Genomic DNA, 17,342 nt, shown 5'->3' with positions numbered 1-17,342 from the left:
TCACTTTAAAGCGTTGAATCAAGACTTCGGATATGGTATAATACGGGTACGTAATATACTGTATCCGATTGTCGGAAAGGAGTTACTTTGAACAACAGACAATCAGAACAGAACAAAATTACAGCCCTTTACTGCCGGTTAAGCCAAGATGACGGGCGTGAGGGCGAAAGCAATTCAATCGTCAACCAAAAGGCACTATTAAAAGAATATGCAAGAAAGCACGGCTTCAAACATCTGCAATTCTTTGTGGATGACGGATATTCAGGAACAAGTTTTGACCGTCCGTCTTTCCGTGAAATGGAACAGTTGATTGAAAGCGGCGGAGTTGGTACGGTTATCGTCAAGGATATGTCTCGGTTAGGGCGAAATTATCTGCAAGTGGGAATGTATACCGATATTGTATTCCCTGAAAATGATGTGCGGTTTATCGCTGTCAACGACAATGTGGATTCCGCTGTGCAGACGGAATTTGATATGATGCCGATCCGCAATTTCTGCAACGAACTCTATGCCAGAGATACCGCCAAGAAAATCAAGTCCACTTTCAGAATGAAAGGCGAAAGCGGAAAACATCTTGCCACTAATCCCCCTTTCGGGTTTGTCAAGGATAGCGAAGATAAAGACAAGTGGCTGATAGACAAAGACGCGGCAGAAACGGTGCGGTATATCTTCAAACTGTGCTATGACGGGTTTGGACCTACGCAGATTGCAAAGAGGCTGAAAGCGGAAAAGGTGCTGACTCCCACGGCGTACAAGGCGCAGAAAGAGGGAAAATTACTTCCCGCCGAGCCGTATAAATGGGCGCAGAAAACCGTTGCGGGAATTTTAGAGAAGCTGGAGTATATCGGTCATACCGAAAACTTCAAGACTACCTCTAAAAATTACCGAAGCAAAAAGCGTGTATGGAATGACAAGAAAAACCGCCGAGTATTTGAAGATACTCACCCTGCTATCGTAGACAAGCATATCTTTGAAACGGTACAGGAAATCCGCAAACATAAACGCCGACCGACTGCAACGGGGAAAATTAGTATCTTTTCAGGCAAGGTGTTCTGTGCAGACTGCGGGGCGAAACTGCATTACTGTACGGCAAATGCTTTCAAGGAAAATCAGGACTTTTTCGTTTGTTCCATTACCGCAGTAATACGGGAACCTGTACAGGGCATTATATTCGGGCAGTTACTCTAAATCGGCTTGTGTTTCGGCACATTCAGGGCGTGCTGTCCTATATTCAGCAGTTTGAAGCAGTCTTTGTCAAAAAGGAAATGGAAAAAGCCAACGCTGAACGCCTAATGTCGGTGGAAAAAGCAAAGGTGGACATCGTAACGCTCAAACGCAGAGACGAGGACTTGGATACGCTTTTCAAGCGAATCTACGAGGATATGGTGTCGGGCAGACTCTCGGCGGAACGGTTTGACAAGCTTTCTTCTGAGTACGAAACAGAGCAGAAAAATGTCAAAGCGGCAATTCTTGATTTGCAGGAACTGATTGAAAGCGGCGAACAGGAACAGCACGACCTTCAGCAATTTTTAAAGAATGTACGCAAGTACACCGATCCCGAAGAACTAACCGCTGAAATCCTGAATGATTTGGTTGACAAAATCGTGGTACACGCTCCCGATAAGAGTAGCGGACACAGAAAACAAAAGATTGAGATTTACTACAAGGCTGCGGGTATTATCAATATTGCTGACGAGGACTGCGTTGCCCTTGACGGCAGACTTGGTATGCAGAACACAAAAAAGAAATCAGCCTAAAGACGCAAAGCGGCGGCACAGCCTTTCGGCTGCACCGCCACCTTACATATTTCCTTCGTTATCGCACCTCGGCTAATATGGAGTATTTACTAAGATTAAGTATATTTGCAGATGCTAAAAAATCTGGCTTTTGTAACGGAATCGAATTCCCTTTTTGCAATAAATAATTATGAATTTCAAAAACAGGCACCTGAAATAAGTTATATTTTTTTAGAAAATTATGTACAATTGCCGTAATTGTTGGTGCAGCATAGCTATTTGTAATCGGAGTAAAAATTTCTGGATATTGAGGTAAAAAGGAATGTTTTGCTGAAGCCGCAATATAATGAAATTCTGGTAAACAGCCACAATATTTATATTGACAATCCTGCATTCTCTCATCCGCATATACGCCCAAAACTCCCCCCACACATGCAGGAACCGAATAGAAAGCTCTTATATTATGGGCAGCAACAATTATTTGACGTCTAGCAATCATTTTTGCAATTATCCTCTGTATTTTGCTATAATCACACATTTTATGGCTTCCTAAACTCATATTCACTATTGGAATATTGTTAACCAAACACCATTCTAATGCTGAAACTAATTGAATACAATTCGCTTTAAGAGTAGTATCCTCAAAAATACGCAAACTACAAAACTGAGCTTCAGGAGCATATTTTAATATAATCCTTGCACATTCCAATATAAACCGCCAATATCGAGAGTACAGGAAGACTTATATTGCTACCAACTATAATAAGAAAATACCATTTTGAGGTATCCCAAAGGAGTTTTAAACACCAGCATATATTTTTTAAAAAATCTATTGCATTTTTACCTTTATTTATAAAAATAATTATCACCTTTCCTAACATATTTATATTACAATTTTTCTATTTCAAATACTTCGTCTGCTTTCTTTGCAATTACGGGATCATGGGTAACAACGATAACGCAATAGCCTTGCTCATGTGCAAGTCTGGAAAGAAGATCTATAATCATCGCACTGTTATCTCCATCTAAATTTCCGGTGGGTTCATCCGCAAGCAGCACTGTTGCTGACGTTGACAGTGCGCGTGCAATAGCAACTCTCTGCTGTTCTCCTCCTGAAAGCTGTCCCGGAAACCGATTCTCTTTATCATCAGACAGATTGACTGTGCGCAGCAGCTCTTTCGCCCGCCTGTACGCCTCCTTAAGCGGAATACCACTCATTTCCATTGGATAAGAGACATTTTCCAGTGCCGTCAAAAGCGGGAAAAGGTGAAACATCTGAAAAATCATCGTTACTTTCTTCCGACGATATTCGTCCAGATCAAGACTGGAAATCGGCACACCATCCAGATACACCTCTCCGCCGGAGGGCCGCTCTAATCCTGCGATTATGGAAAGTAATGTCGTCTTCCCACAGCCGGAAGGACCAATCAGTGCATACAGTTTTCCCTCCTCGAAGGAATACGAAACATGCTCCAAAACAAAAGCGTTTGTTTTTTTATAAGAATAACTAATATTTTCCAACCTCAATTTGCACATGGCTACCTCCCTTTAATCTACTGTCCGAAGCAGATTTCCTATATCATAACTGGTACATATCATTCCGCCTAAAACTGCCCCGGCAATCGAACTTACAAAATATGCTGCAGCAAAGACCAGCCCCTTTGATGCGGATAAAACATCCCCCATCCGGACAGCCAGCAGAACACTACCGATAGCAAGTCCTAACAAAACAGTAAACATCTGTTCTGCGCCAAAAAAGAATATCGTCTTTCTTTTGTTCATCGCAAAGCACCTCATGATCGCCGCTTCCTTTTTATTCTGGAGCAGGAATACTATGCTAAGTCCGGCTGCTGTCACCAGGGATATGACAAACGTCAGTGGAATAAGTCTCTCCATTAACCGAATACTTTCATCCAGAGGCTGGACTACTTTTCTCAGTTCTTCGTCATAGACAAAAATAGTCAAATCCACACTTCCTGCCTCAGCTCTTAAGAGAATGCGTGAGGCTTCTTCTTCAAACTGCTCTATCTCCCGGTTTTTCGAGGGATCAATTGCAAATTTGACTGATGAATATGAAGTGCCATACCCAAGTAACTGGTTCATCTCTTCCAATGCAGATACAGGTATCAGGATAGGTTCAGAAATATCTTCTACCGAAATTCCTTTGTAATAACCTGCCACGACACATTCTGTCATCAGACCGCTTCCTCTGGTATCTAAAGTATAAAATTTATCATTTATTAAAAGTGACTGATGCTCCGCCAGTGTATCGCTTATGATGACCGAAACAGGCTGCTTAATGAGCTTCACATTCCTTTTTGTCTTTTGATCGGAATTTTCAAAAGCCGGGCTGGAATTCAGATCTACAGAGGTCTCCTCAACAGCCAAATTGCCCTTCCATTCTTCAGCAAACAATTTGGCGGTCCACCCCTCCCCATATGTGATCTGACTTCCATCTCCTGTACGCTTTAGAAACCATTCTGGATCGTCAATTCCATAGAAGCCAAACCCTTTTTCATCTGTATTTATACGCAAATATTCCTCCAACTTTCTCTCATCATTTGAGGGAAAGAATGCGGACATCTGACAGCCTGCAGACTCCCGGCGGATTTCCTTTACAAATTCATTGTTCCGAAACGCACTTACTATATCTGGTGAAATGATGTTTCCCTCTTCCCTGTCAATTGTTGGATTCTTTTTGACGATTCTTGCCTCTACTGTAGTAGTCCGGTACAGATTATCAACTAAATGCAGATTTTCCTCAATGCTCCCTTCCATATAGGACAGTGTCATTATAAAAGCAAGTGTGACTGCTATCGTGAGCAGTGTTTTCAATTTTTGCCGCCAAATCCTCAGAAACACATGACGCACCATATGAAAATATATGTACTTCCTACTTCCTTCTGTATTTACCGCTGCTTTCTTCGGTTTGATATCTTTTGGAATAACTCCAGGATCCTTCTTTGACATACCACTTTGACACCTCCTAACAAAAGCGCTGAAACCACAAACAGCATCACTCCGTATAAAGCCAAAAAACAATAACCAGGCAATGCATCTGCCACTGTCACTTTCGCGGTTTCCAGAATCGGCTGCATGAGCTGATCTGTCTGATTCATTGCATGACGCCATCCCAACAATCCACCTGCCGCCAAAGCCACCAGCGCTGTCAGCTCCACAGGAAGCATAAGCTGTCGCGCCGCAGTTCGCGCAGGGATTCCGAGAACTCTCTGGATAGCAAAATTCACGAGATTGTTCTTCAAATAAAGGAAAATCAGCACTGCCATCATTAGAAGATAGAGCCCGCCAAACAGGCACAACTTGATTAATGTTGATTGCTTAATCGAGTTGATTGCTTCCTGGGACTTTACCGTATCCTTTTCCACAAAAGAAGCCTCCAGTCCGTACTTCGAAAGTTGATCCCCCATCTGTGAGATAAATTCTTTCTGATCTTCAGGAGTATTCAGTACAAAACTAAAATCCTCCATGTCCAGGACTTCACTTCTGCTTCCTCCGAATTCTTCCGGTACACAGGAGGACGGAATATAAATATCATTGAAATACGCACTAAAACTGTCTAATCCAAACTCGCCCGGATAGCCGCCGCATGTACCGACGATTTCAAAATCGGCTGTGAACACAGGTGCATCTGCCCAGCTTCCAGTATTGTCATTAATATATCCATATAAGTCTTGTCCCCCCAGATCCCGGATGGTCAGGGAAAGCGTATCCCCCAAAGAAAGTCCTCGCAATTTTGCAAACTCTTTCCGCACCACACACACCGGATTCCTCTTTTCATGATCCTTCCTGTCAAGTAACCGCCCGGCATCTAAATAATACATTTGATTCACTTCCTGGAATCCCGGAAGATAGGTCATATCCTTAGTGGCCGTAAGAAACAGCGTATGCCTGTTTTCTTCCTGTGCCTCTAACTCCTGTTTTAATCCTGCAAATTCCGGCAGGCCAAAATCCGGCTCTTCTCCCTTCGCAACCGGCAAATACCAGTTTCCACTGTCATCAATCATTTTAAGAGTCAGATTATCTCGATAAGGAGCATCTATTTCTGCAAGATTTATATCATAACATGCCTTGATAAGATAGCGGGTCCCTGCTTGAAGCTGCTCCGGTAAAAAACTGTCCGCCCCCTCCTGCCGCCGATACAAATAAACATTTGCCTGCTCGCCGGCTACAATATAATCAGGATAGCCGGCCTCAACGGCATCTACAGCGAATACCATATGGTAAGATCTCAGTTTCCGACTGCTGCTTCTGTAATTATTTTCATTCGTATAGCCATCAATGAACCCCTGCCTGTTTTCCTCAGTAATATCCACCAATGTCCCGTAAAATAGCACATCATTTGTATGGACATTGTTCATGCCTGGTTCCATCACCGGGCAGGAAAGTACCCCATCAAGATCTGCATTATAAACCCCGTCCAACACTGCCGGGAATTTGCGCCGCTCATCATGCAAAAATACCTTGGGATATTCCTTAACAAGTTCTGCCCCCAAAGCGACATCTTTGCTACCTGATGTCATCGGCACAAGTGATCCTATTGGCCGGTAATAATTGCTGACTTCGTTGATCTGACGACGGGTTAACAGGTACTCCGCACTATGAAGCGTAAATAGAAACGACGCAAGGGACATAACAACTAAAAAGAATAGCGACATAACATAACTACGCAACGAAGACTTTATATAAAGATTCTTCTTCAACTCAATTCGCCCCCCTTTTTTGCATATTGTTAGAAATATTATATCATATTCTCAAAAAAACTCCACTATTTTCGATTTATATGCCCTTAATTTTGTATTTTTTATCTTATATTTTTATTTTTCCGAAAATATAGAAAAAGGAGTCGTTGCAAAGAGTGATATGCTCTATGGAGCAATGGCTCCTTCTCTGTGCCAAAACAGAAAACGGACTCCGAAGAGTCCGCAGTTCATGGCATACTAAATTATGACCATTAAAATAAAATACTATAAAAATTATACCGAATTTGGCGCAACTTATAAATTTCTCCTCCATTCTTTTATCAGGTAACGCAACAGTACATACCTGTTATTTTATAGGTAAGACATTCCTTTTAATATTTGCGTTTTTCCTAATATTTATATTGCCTTGGCTACTACGCCATTCCCACAGCATTGTAACTCCTAAAACTAAACATTATTTTCCAATAATATACACATTTGACCAGGCTCTATACAAGGGATAGCACTCGCAGCAAAATCCGCAGCGTTTCTGGTAATAATGTAATCTGCATGATATGTTTTCGCGCACTCCATCTGCAGACAATCCTCAAAATCACTGAATTTGTCATTTTTCAGCGCATTCTGAATTTTGTTTGCATCAACACCTTCAATGTCAAATAGCTCACATATGGCAAGCAATAATTCCCGCCGTTCTTCTACTGTATACTCTTTACGCAAAATATAAAACATATTTGAAACAGTATGTGCCGCAATGCATCCGGATAATTTACTTTCCTCACATGCTTTCACGACTCTTCTTGCCTGTTCTCCATACGGCTCACGGTTTAAAATGTAATCCAGTATGATATTCGTATCAATCAACACTCGCATTCCCATATTTCTCCTCACGATAAGATGCTAATTCCTTCTCATAATCCAATGAAACCGGAACTGATTTTCTAAGTCGTTCCAATGTATGGAAAGCTTTTTCCCGCTTATCCTCCTGCTGTCCATATAAACCAGTAACGCCTTCCATAATCTGTATGATAAATACTAATTTATCTTCTGGAATTTCCTCTAAAAGTGATAATGCATCCTGTCTTAACTTCGTCATTGTCCTTGCTCCTTTCCGCGATTCCAACTCATATTTCCCTTCAATATAATATATGATATCTAATGAATCAAAATATATTTACTCTCTCTTTCAACTTAAATAAATGCACTACCATGAGAGATCATTTATCTTATATTATCTTACCATGAATCCACGCGACAGGCAAGCATGCAAAACACCTGTTCCCGTTTTGTTACTGTCAAGTAATTGTTTGCAGCTCTCTCCTGTTTTAAAACTTCAATCTCATCTGATACCAGGTCACATTCCCGTGAACCGATTCAGAAATCCCCTCGTTTACAAATCCAAATTTTGCATAATAATGAATCAGTTTCTCCTTGCAGGTCAGGACCAGCCCTTCCCGCCCCTGAACTCTGGCGTCTTCAATCGCCCGCGAAAGAAGGCGCCTTGCGCACCCCTGGTTCCGATATTCCGGTATGGTATCCACCCCAAAAATCATCTGCCATTTCCCGTTCTCGTCATGCATCGCTGCATTCTCATACATCTCGTCGGTAAGATCCGGCAGATCCGTCACCATTCCATTCACAAATCCCACCAGCTTTTCTCCGTCCAGCAAAAGCCAGAAATGATCCGGATAGACCTCCAGACGGCCTCTGAAATCCTCTTCCTTCGCTGCCTCCAAGGCAGGGAAGCATTCTGCCTCCACTGCCGTAATACTCTCTAAATCTTCCATTGTTGCATTTCTGATTTCCATATCCTGACCTCATATACCCAATTTTTAGATATTTGAAAAAATACCACACTCATCATACTCGATTTTCCCAAAAACGGCAAGCTGAAAAAGAGCGTCCTCTGGTATCTTCTACGCGCAGCTTTCCGTCTGCGCCCACTGGGAATTATAAAGCTCCGCATAGAATCCGCCTTGCTCCAAAAGCTCCTCATGCCGTCCCTGCTCAATGATATCCCCGTCCTTCATAACGAGGATCAGATCGGCGTCCCGTATGGTCGACAAACGATGCGCGATCACGAAGCTGGTCCTGCCCTTCATCAGATTATCCATCGCCTTCTGAATCCGCACCTCCGTCCTGGTATCCACGGAGCTGGTGGCCTCGTCCAGAATCAGGATCTTCGGATCGGCAAGGATCGCCCTGGCGATCGTCAGAAGCTGCTTCTGCCCCTGAGATACGTTGCTGGCTTCCTCATTCAGCACCATGTCATAGCCGCCCGGAAGAGTCTGCACGAACCGGTGCACATGCGCCGCCTTCGCCGCTTCCACCACTTCCTCGTGAGAAGCGTCCAGTTTCCCATATCGGATATTCTCCTCGATCGTTCCATTAAACAGCCAGGTATCCTGCAGCACCATACCGAACATCTGGCGCAGTTCGCTGCGGTTAAAATCCTTGATATTGTGGCCGTCTACCAGAATGGCTCCGTCATTTACATCATAAAAACGCATCAGCAGCTTGATCATCGTCGTCTTTCCGGCTCCCGTCGGACCTACGATGGCGATTTTCTGTCCCTGTCTGACCTTTGCGGAGAAATCATTGATGATAATGTGATCCGCATGATATCCGAAATGCACATGATCGAACTCCACATTTCCTTCCAGAGAGTCCACAGAAACCGGGTTTGGTACCGTCTGATCCTCCTCCGCTTCCTGCAGGAATTCAAAAACTCTCTCCGATGCCGCTGCCGTAGACTGCAGCATATTCGCCACCTGGGCTACCTGCTGGATCGGCTGGGTGAAGCTGCGCACATACTGGATAAAGGACTGGATATCCCCCACCTCGATCGTACCACGAATGGCGAGATAACCTCCTAAAATGGAGACTCCCACATATCCCAGATTTCCGACAAACTGCATGATCGGCATCATCATGCCCGACAGGAACTGGGATTTCCACGCCGACTGGTACAAGATTTCATTGGTCTCATCGAAGGTCCTGATCACATCTTCTTCCTTATTAAATGCTTTCACGATCACCTGACCCCCATACACTTCTTCTACCTGCCCATTGATATGTCCCAGATATTCCTGCTGACTCTTGAAGAACCTCTGCGACCGCTTCACGATCATCGAAATCAGGATCATGGAGATCGGCAGAATGAGCAGTGCGATCAACGTCATGAGCGGGCTGATGCTCAGCATCATGACCAGCACGCCGATCAGAGTCGTCACCGACGTGATAAGCTGGGTCGCACTCTGGTTCAGACTCTGGCTTAAGGTGTCCACGTCGTTGGTCACTCTTGAGAGAACTTCCCCATGCGTCGTCGTATCAAAATAATTCATCGGCATGCGGTTGATCTTCTCAGAAATCTCCTTACGCATCTGATACGTCAGTTTCTGCGAGACCCCGGTCATAATATAGCCCTGAATAAAGGAAAATAATGCGCTGGCCGCATACAGTCCCAGAAGGAGGGCCAAAATCGTGCCAAGCCTTGCGAAATCAATTCCGTCCCCGCCGGAGACCTTCCCTACCAGGCCATTAAAGATCTCCGTGGTCGCTTTACCCAGAATCTTCGGTCCAACGATGGTAAATACGGTACTTCCCACCGCAAATACCATGACCAGAATAATGCTGACCTTATACACACTTACATAGCTAAGCAGCTTTTTCATGGTTCCCTTAAAATCTTTCGCTTTTTCTCCTGCTCCCATAGGACCTCTTCCCATGTGGCCTCTCCTGCGTCCTGCCGTCTGATTCTCACTCATGATCTGCCGCCTCCCTTCCTGCCTCTTCCATATCGCGCGCCAGCTCCGCTTCCGCAAGCTGAGAGGCCGCGATCTGATAGTATGCGTCACAAGTCTTCAGTAATTCCTTATGCGTTCCCATACCCGCAATTCTTCCCTCGTCCAACACCAGGATCTGTTCTGCATTTAAAATGGTACTGATCCTCTGCGCCACAATGATCACCGTGCTGTCCTTCGTTTTCTTTCTGAGGGCACTGCGCAGCGCCACATCTGTCTTAAAATCCAGAGCGGAAAAGCTGTCGTCAAACAGAAAGACATTAGGCCTTTTTGCGATGGCCCGGGCAATGGAAAGCCGCTGTTTCTGGCCTCCTGACACATTGACCCCTCCCTGGGCGATCGGGCTTTGATAACCCTTTCGCTTCTCGGCAATAAATTCTTCCGCCTGGGCGATCGCTGCGGCTTCCTTCATCTCCTCCTCACTTCCATTTGGATTTCCATATAAAATGTTACTTTCTATGGTTCCGGAGAACAGTACCCCTTTCTGCGGCACATACCCCAGGCGTTCCCGCAGATCATGCTGCGTGATACTTCGAATATCCTGGCCGTCCAGCAGAATCCGCCCCTCCGTCACATCGTAAAAACGCGGAATCAGATTTAATAGCGTTGATTTTCCACTTCCCGTACTTCCGATGATCGCCGTAGTCTGCCCCGGTCTGGCGGTAAAACTGATATCCCGAAGGACAGGCTCCTCGGCGCCCGGATACCAGAATGAAACATGGTCAAATACGACCTCTCCTCTACCTGCGGCGCCTGTTCCTTCCGGCTTTTCGGGATCATTTATCACCGTCTCGCTGGTAAGCACCTCGTCCACTCGTCCGGCAGCCACCGCGGCACGGGGAAGCATGATCGATATCATACAAATCATCAGAAATGCCATGATGATCTGCATGGTATACTGAATGAACGCCATCATATCTCCGACCTGCATTTTCCCGTCGTTCACTCCGTAGGCCCCCACCCACACGATCAGAACCGTTATTCCATTCATAACCAGCATCATCGTCGGCATCATGAAGGTCATGGCCCGGTTGACGAACAGATTCGTCTTCGTCAGATTCCGGTTTGCCTTATCAAATCTTTGTTCCTCATATTTTTCCGTACTGAACGCACGAATCACCGAAAGTCCGGTCAGAATCTCCCGCGTCACCAGGTTCAGGCGGTCCACCAGATTCTGAAGTACCTTAAATTTCGGCATAGCGACCGTAAAAAGCACCATGACAATCAGGAAGATCAGCACCACTCCCAGCGCGATGATCCAGGACATATCCACATTTGTATGAAATACTTTCACAATTCCGCCTACTGCCATGATCGGTGCGTACATGACCATTCTAAGGAGCATGACCACAAGCATCTGAATATGCTGAATGTCATTGGTGCTTCTGGTAATCAGAGACGCCGTGGAGAATTTATCAAATTCCGCGTTGGAAAATCCCACCACCTTTTTGAATACCTTACCGCGCAGGTCCCGCCCTGTTCTCGCCGCCACGCGGGACGCCAGAAGACCGACGAGTACGCTTGACAGCATTCCCAGAAAAGCCAGGGCCAGCATCTTTCCGCCCGTCCTCAGAATATAGCCGTTCTGCATCTTCTCAGCGTCCATGCCCAATTCTTCATAAACACTGCGGATATAGGAGGTGGCCGCCTGCTCCACGATACTTTCCGGCATTTTCTTAAGCTGCTCCGCCATCTTTGAGACGACTTCACTGCGCTGCTGCTCCGGCATCATCCGGAGTAACTCAAATAAATCCGCGTCATCGATTTTCATACCCTCTTTCATGGACTCTTCCATCTGCTTTGTCATATCATTTCCCGACTCTAACCCTAATGTCAAAAACATCGGTTTTCCCATCATCTCAGCCAGAGAGGCAAGCCTCTCCTCATCATGTAAAATCTCATCTTTCAGCACATACACACTGCCCTCATACGTATATCCGGTATCAGTTTCTTTCAGTGTATAGGCTTCTTTGATCTGCTCTGCGTCTCCCTCTTCAGCAAACAGCAGTAATTTTTCCATCTCCCCGGCAGCAATGGCCTTTGGTACCTTGTCATCGATTCCTCCCTGTTGAATTCCCACATTCACAATATCCGATGTGTAGGACGGCAGAGAAAGATCGCAATACGCCTGCACGATCAAAATTCCGATGATCACCACGACCGTAGCTGCATAGGGCCTTAAATACTTTAAAAGTTTTCTCATAGAAACACCGATTTCCTTTCCTGTCTGTTATTTCAAGTAAATGCTTTTCCATTATCATATAAAGTAGCTATTCTTCCATATATCTTATAAAATAATTGATTCTCTATCCTCTTTTAAAATAGCTGCTCTTCCATCATCTTTTTCCCAAAACAGGAATCTGCTGTCATTTTCATATCCTTCATGTCTGACAGAATATTTTCCCGCATCTGTAACACCAGGCGGCGCAGCAGCATCTTCTCCTCCGCGCTCATATTGCGGAATAGTCTTCCCTCAATGTTCTGTTGCTGCTCAAACATAGACCGAACAAGATCCCGACCGCTATCCGTAATCCGGATTCGTGTAATACGCTGGTCCTTTTCGTCCGGCTGCCTCGTAATCAGACCGCCATTTTCCATCTTCTTAAGTGCCACCGTTACTGAGGGGGGCTTTAAGTGCATCCAATCCGCCAATTCCCGTTGAGAAAGAGGACCGTTCAGATTTAAGAAAAAAAGAATCCCCGCCTGCCCCGGCGAAATCTTGAACTGCTCCATATTTTTACAAGTATACTGCATTTGCAAATGCATGACCTGATGAAACAACATCTGAATCGGCAATTGCTCCGGACTTATCCCTTGTGAAACAGCCGAATGGCCATACGGGATGCCCTTGGGTATGCTCTCCGGGTCAAACCTCTTCATCATATGATCACCTCCAATAGTTAGATGTCTAACGGCTATTCTATAATTATTACCGATGAATGTCAATTCTATGCACATATATTTTATACTTTTATAAGAAATTTAACCAAAATTTTAGTTAGATATCTAATCATAATTAGTTGGTATTACGTCCACTGAACATTCACTCCGGTATGCTTGGCAACACAAAAACAGTCGCACGCAAAAATTATTTTCTGCTTACGACTGCTTTTCACTTCTACTTCTTATAATTCAACTACGCTTACGCTATATTACGTTCTCCACACACAATGCGGTTCGATGGTCCACCCTACGAACCACCATCTCACGTTAAATTTCACACTCCCCCCAGGACCTACATATCTGCCAGGAATGCCCTGACATTTTCCTCTTTTGTAGCCCAGCTTGTGCACAGCCGGATCACGATGTGCTTCTTGTCATACCGCTGCTGATAGGTGACTCCGTATTTTTCCCGAATCTGCGCTAACTTTTCATCTGACACGATCACGAATTGCTGATTCGTCACACTATCCATGAAGAATTCATATCCCTTCGCCATCAGTCCTTCCTTGAGGAGCATCGCCATATCGATCGCATGCTTTGATATTTCAAAATACAGGCCATCCTTGAAAAGCTCCAGGAACTGCACTCCCAGAAGTCTTCCCTTTGCGAGCATTCCACCCTTCTGCTTGATGCAATAGCGGAAATCCTCCCCGAGCGCCGGATTCGTGATCACAACCGCCTCGCCAAAGAGTGCGCCGACCTTCGTGCCACCGATATAGAACACATCACAAAGCTTTGCCAGATCCGGCAGTGTCACATCCGTTCCCGGAGCAGCAAGACCATACCCCATTCTCGCTCCGTCAAGGAAGAGGAACATACCGCATTTTCGGCAAACCGCATGAATCGCCTCAAGCTCTGACTTGGTATATAAGGTTCCCAGCTCGGTAGGGTGGGAGATATAGACCATCTTCGGCTGTACGATATGCTCATGAGATTCATCACTCCAATGCAGCTCATACTCCCTTTCGATCTGCTCTGCCGTTATCTTCCCCTCGCAGGCGGGAAGCCCCAGCACCTTATGGCCGCACGCCTCCACTGCACCTGTCTCATGGACATTGATATGTCCGCTCTCAGCGCACAGTACCCCCTGATAAGGACGCAGTATAGAGGAAATAACTGTAAAATTCGCCTGCGTGCCTCCCACCAGAAAATGCACATCTGCCTCAGGAGCCTCGCAGACCTTTCGGATTGCCTCCCTCGCCATTTCACAATACGCATCTTCACCGTAACCGACCGTCTGCTCCAGATTAGTCTCCATCAGTTTCTCCAGAATCCGCGGATGCGCTCCCTCCGTATAGTCACTGTTAAATAAAATCATTAGAACCTCTCCCTTCTTAAATCATATCTGTATATCATTACGTCCAGGTTTTCCCCAAACTTTTTTCCTGAATTTCTAAGTATGCCCTCATAAAGAAACCCCAGCTTTTCATGCAAATGGATACTTGCCTCATTCGTCGCCGTAATCAGAGAAAACAAGGACTCTAGTTCCGGCTCCTTTTTTGTCTCTTCAAGCAAAGCAATAAGAAGCCTCTCTCCAATCCCCTGTCCGCGCATATCCCAAGCGACATATACGCTCACCTCCGCCGAAATATCATACGCCGGCTTCGGAAACAAACGACACGCCCCCGCATAGCCTGCTATTTTCCCAAAATGCTCTTCCACCAAAAGCGGATACTTTCCCGTATAATGTGAGAACCACTCCTCCTGCTGCTCCTGGGTCCTCGCCTCCTCATCGAAGGTCGCCGTACCATGAAGCACCTCATAATTATAAATCTTAAGTAGCTGTGGCAAATCTGCAAATAACGCCCGTCTGATCATCACACCGCTTCCTTCCCGTACCTTTCTTCTCGTACCTTTCAACCGGTATAAACATTCTCCTAATTTTCTGAATGAAACAATTCCCGGTAATCTTCCTTAGAAAACCGATGGTAAATCATATGACCCATCTCTTCTTTCACACAATAATAATATGCATCAATCCCCGGATCCCGGAAATACAGCACGTAATCAAAATCCGCATCTTCCGGCATCTGTTCACACACATAATCCCCGCTATATTTGGCGAATATTGCACGGACTTCCTCCAAAGAACAATGATGGTGTTTCCCAAATAATTCGATCAGATCCACGAGAAACTGCGGTGTCGGGACCTCCTTCCAGACATATTCCGCCCCTTCCGGCGGAATCCTGACTTCTACTCTCCCCTTGTGGGAACGGAAGGACAAATGGCCAAGTACGCCATTTTGAAATTCCGGTTCCGATCCAAGCAGCTCTAAAAGCTCCGTCTCATCAGAAACGGTACTTCCCAAAATCGCCCGAATCGAGGCGTAGGGATAATATAAACGCACCGTCTCCCTTGCATATCCCAGCTTGATCTGCGATTCCTTGATCTGATCTATGATATTTTTCATAAATTTCTCATGCTTCATCCCATTTATCAACTCACTTTCTATCCGCATATCCCTTCAGATATGCTTGGCAGCCGAGATGAAAATCCACCGGACTTTCAATTAGGTATGTTCGGCACCCAAAAAGGCCCCAAACGTCGAATCTTTAGGGGCTGCATTTTCCATTGCACCAAAATATAAAAATGCCAGAAGCTCAGTAAACACAAAGCTTCTAGCACATATTTTAAAACAGGGGATGAGAGAATCGAACTCCCGCTAAAGGTTTTGGAGACCCTTGTCATACCATTTGACCAATCCCCTACATAGTGTAACCGCTCATCGCGACTTCTAGATAATATCACAAAAAGCAGTGTTTTGTCAATAATAAAAATGTAAAATATTGATATTTGTTATATGAAAATTTTTTGATATTAGGCTGAACATTGAAAAATATTTACCTTTGGAATATGCGTTCACCTTACAAATATCTTAGCAGCAAAGCGCCAGGCAGGAAAGAATGTATCAGCAATTCTTTCCCGCCTGGCAAACCACGACTACTTAAGCGGGATCGTAAACCGATCAGGCAATACGATCCTGTCCCGCTCAGTCCTGTCACCATTCCACTGATACACGACAACCTTGAATTCCCACTGTTTTAGTTTCGGAACCACCGAATACATGAAGTTTGACGCTACCGGAGTGAAGAAGACTTCTGTATCCGAGATTTGAATCATATAAAAAATATCACTCTTTGCCATCTGCTCGACACTTTCAAGGCAGATTCTTCCCGACAGATGCTCCTCGTCAAATTTTTTCGGGAATCTTCCATACAGCCGCATTCCCATCGCATTATATACAAAACGGGTAATATAAAGCTCCTGTCCGTCCGGCAGAATAATCGTTTCATTCAGCGGAATATCTTTTTCATTTTCCACGATCATGTCCTTAGTAAATGTAAATTCAAACGCGGCCGATGGTTCTATCTCTGCCAGCGTCTCCGCCTTCTTTGCATCACTCGTGAACAACTGCTGCGAATAGCGATACACCTCGATTCTGACCTGCGCAGGATAGTCCAGCGTATCCGTATGAAAATTATACTGGGCGCAGTCCTGCACTACCCCCTTTTCATCCGCATAGGTCTCCGCCGTAATGTCACAGCAAATCTCCTCCCCATTAATGAACATTCTCTGCACATAGACCGGCTCATCTTTATAGTCCCAATCCAAATGGTAAGGGTTCATATTCATAGAATCTGTAACCGGTACACTGAGGATTCCCGACATACACCTAAACGGAGAATCATAATCTCTTCCCCAGTCACCGTTCGAAAGACGCGGTACCGCCTCAGCGTCGTCAAAAACATAAGTGGAATAAATCAAAATATGCCCGTCATCAATCGCAGCCGCATTCAAGGTAACATAACCATCCTCAATCCTTAAGGTCTTGTCAATGTGCAGCGCCATCTGATTCAGCCTGGCGGAAGTCCCCACCAGAGAACTGATTGAAAATTTTCCTCTCGCAGCAGAAGCCCGCATTCTCTGCTTCAGAGGACGCAATACCATGAGCCCGGCTACCAGCATCACACACGCCGCGGCCATAAGCGCCGCATAAATACGCTTTCTTTTCTTCCTTCCCAGCTGTTTTCTTAAATTGCCCCTGTATTTTCTAAGCTGCGCCTCGTCAAGCTCCGTATCAGAATAACCGGAAGTATCCGTTGATACGTCATTTAATAGCATATAGATATTTTTCTTCATA

Annotated in this window: 16 protein-coding genes and 1 tRNA gene; 2 read left to right on the top strand and 15 right to left on the bottom strand. The window is 45.1% G+C overall.

Going from position 1 to position 17,342, the window contains the following annotated elements:
• Positions 1-87: 87 nt before the first annotated feature.
• Both ABXS75_08195 and ABXS75_08190 read left to right on the top strand, forming a co-directional pair.
• Entirely contained in the window at positions 88-1,188 is a 1,101-nt protein-coding gene (locus tag ABXS75_08195) for a recombinase family protein (GenBank protein ID XCP86758.1), read from the top strand.
• Complete coding sequence (locus tag ABXS75_08190) at positions 1,125-1,757, top strand: DUF4368 domain-containing protein (GenBank protein XCP86757.1); 633 nt, start codon at positions 1,125-1,127, stop codon at positions 1,755-1,757. The genes ABXS75_08195 and ABXS75_08190 overlap by 64 nt, the downstream gene beginning before the upstream one ends.
• 58 nt (positions 1,758-1,815) lie before the next feature.
• On the opposite strand, the gene ABXS75_08185 is transcribed toward ABXS75_08190, so the two are convergent.
• From ABXS75_08185 to ABXS75_08115, 15 genes are all read right to left on the bottom strand, one after another.
• Positions 1,816-2,445, bottom strand: a complete 630-nt coding sequence (locus tag ABXS75_08185) for a hypothetical protein (GenBank protein ID XCP86756.1) — start codon at positions 2,443-2,445, stop codon at positions 1,816-1,818.
• 179 nt (positions 2,446-2,624) lie between these two features.
• Positions 2,625-3,272, bottom strand: coding sequence for an ABC transporter ATP-binding protein (locus ABXS75_08180; GenBank protein ID XCP86755.1), 648 nt, complete (start codon positions 3,270-3,272; stop codon positions 2,625-2,627).
• Between the two features lie 12 nt (positions 3,273-3,284).
• Positions 3,285-4,706, bottom strand: coding sequence for a hypothetical protein (locus tag ABXS75_08175; GenBank protein XCP86754.1), 1,422 nt, complete (start codon positions 4,704-4,706; stop codon positions 3,285-3,287).
• Positions 4,646-6,457, bottom strand: coding sequence for a hypothetical protein (locus tag ABXS75_08170; protein XCP86753.1), 1,812 nt, complete (start codon positions 6,455-6,457; stop codon positions 4,646-4,648). Before ABXS75_08170 ends, ABXS75_08175 begins: the two co-directional genes overlap by 61 nt.
• Positions 6,458-6,904: 447 nt before the next feature.
• Entirely contained in the window at positions 6,905-7,327 is a 423-nt protein-coding gene (locus tag ABXS75_08165; GenBank protein ID XCP86752.1) for a PIN domain-containing protein, read from the bottom strand.
• Positions 7,311-7,550 carry a UDP-N-acetylenolpyruvoylglucosamine reductase gene (locus ABXS75_08160; protein ID XCP86751.1) on the bottom strand — a complete coding sequence of 80 codons (240 nt, stop codon included), beginning with the start codon at positions 7,548-7,550 and terminating at the stop codon, positions 7,311-7,313. Before ABXS75_08160 ends, ABXS75_08165 begins: the two co-directional genes overlap by 17 nt.
• A gap of 229 nt (positions 7,551-7,779) precedes the next feature.
• The gene (locus ABXS75_08155) at positions 7,780-8,262 is read right to left on the bottom strand and encodes a GNAT family N-acetyltransferase (GenBank protein XCP86750.1); all 483 of its coding nucleotides are present in this window, start codon (positions 8,260-8,262) and stop codon (positions 7,780-7,782) included.
• Positions 8,263-8,370: 108 nt separating this feature from the next.
• Positions 8,371-10,221 (bottom strand): ABC transporter ATP-binding protein, encoded by a 1,851-nt coding sequence (locus tag ABXS75_08150; protein ID XCP86749.1) that lies wholly within the window; start codon positions 10,219-10,221, stop codon positions 8,371-8,373.
• Positions 10,214-12,460 carry an ABC transporter ATP-binding protein gene (locus ABXS75_08145; protein XCP86748.1) on the bottom strand — a complete coding sequence of 749 codons (2,247 nt, stop codon included), beginning with the start codon at positions 12,458-12,460 and terminating at the stop codon, positions 10,214-10,216. Before ABXS75_08145 ends, ABXS75_08150 begins: the two co-directional genes overlap by 8 nt.
• A gap of 113 nt (positions 12,461-12,573) precedes the next feature.
• Positions 12,574-13,140 (bottom strand): MarR family transcriptional regulator, encoded by a 567-nt coding sequence (locus ABXS75_08140; protein ID XCP86747.1) that lies wholly within the window; start codon positions 13,138-13,140, stop codon positions 12,574-12,576.
• A gap of 352 nt (positions 13,141-13,492) precedes the next feature.
• Complete coding sequence (locus ABXS75_08135) at positions 13,493-14,518, bottom strand: aminotransferase class V-fold PLP-dependent enzyme (protein ID XCP86746.1); 1,026 nt, start codon at positions 14,516-14,518, stop codon at positions 13,493-13,495.
• Positions 14,518-15,060, bottom strand: a complete 543-nt coding sequence (locus ABXS75_08130) for an N-acetyltransferase family protein (GenBank protein ID XCP86745.1) — start codon at positions 15,058-15,060, stop codon at positions 14,518-14,520. The genes ABXS75_08135 and ABXS75_08130 overlap by 1 nt, the downstream gene beginning before the upstream one ends.
• 17 nt (positions 15,061-15,077) lie before the next feature.
• On the bottom strand, positions 15,078-15,611 hold the full coding sequence (locus ABXS75_08125) for a DUF3877 family protein (GenBank protein XCP86744.1): 534 nt from the start codon (positions 15,609-15,611) through the stop codon (positions 15,078-15,080).
• 226 nt (positions 15,612-15,837) lie between these two features.
• A tRNA-Trp gene (locus tag ABXS75_08120) sits at positions 15,838-15,908 on the bottom strand.
• A 233-nt stretch (positions 15,909-16,141) separates the two neighbouring features.
• The gene (locus ABXS75_08115; protein ID XCP86743.1) at positions 16,142-17,341 is read right to left on the bottom strand and encodes a DUF4179 domain-containing protein; all 1,200 of its coding nucleotides are present in this window, start codon (positions 17,339-17,341) and stop codon (positions 16,142-16,144) included.
• Position 17,342 lies beyond the last annotated feature (1 nt).

The organism is Roseburia hominis, from assembly GCA_040702975.1.
Taxonomy (GTDB): domain Bacteria; phylum Bacillota; class Clostridia; order Lachnospirales; family Lachnospiraceae; genus Allocoprococcus; species Allocoprococcus hominis_A.
This window is presented reverse-complemented; position numbering and strand designations above follow the sequence as displayed.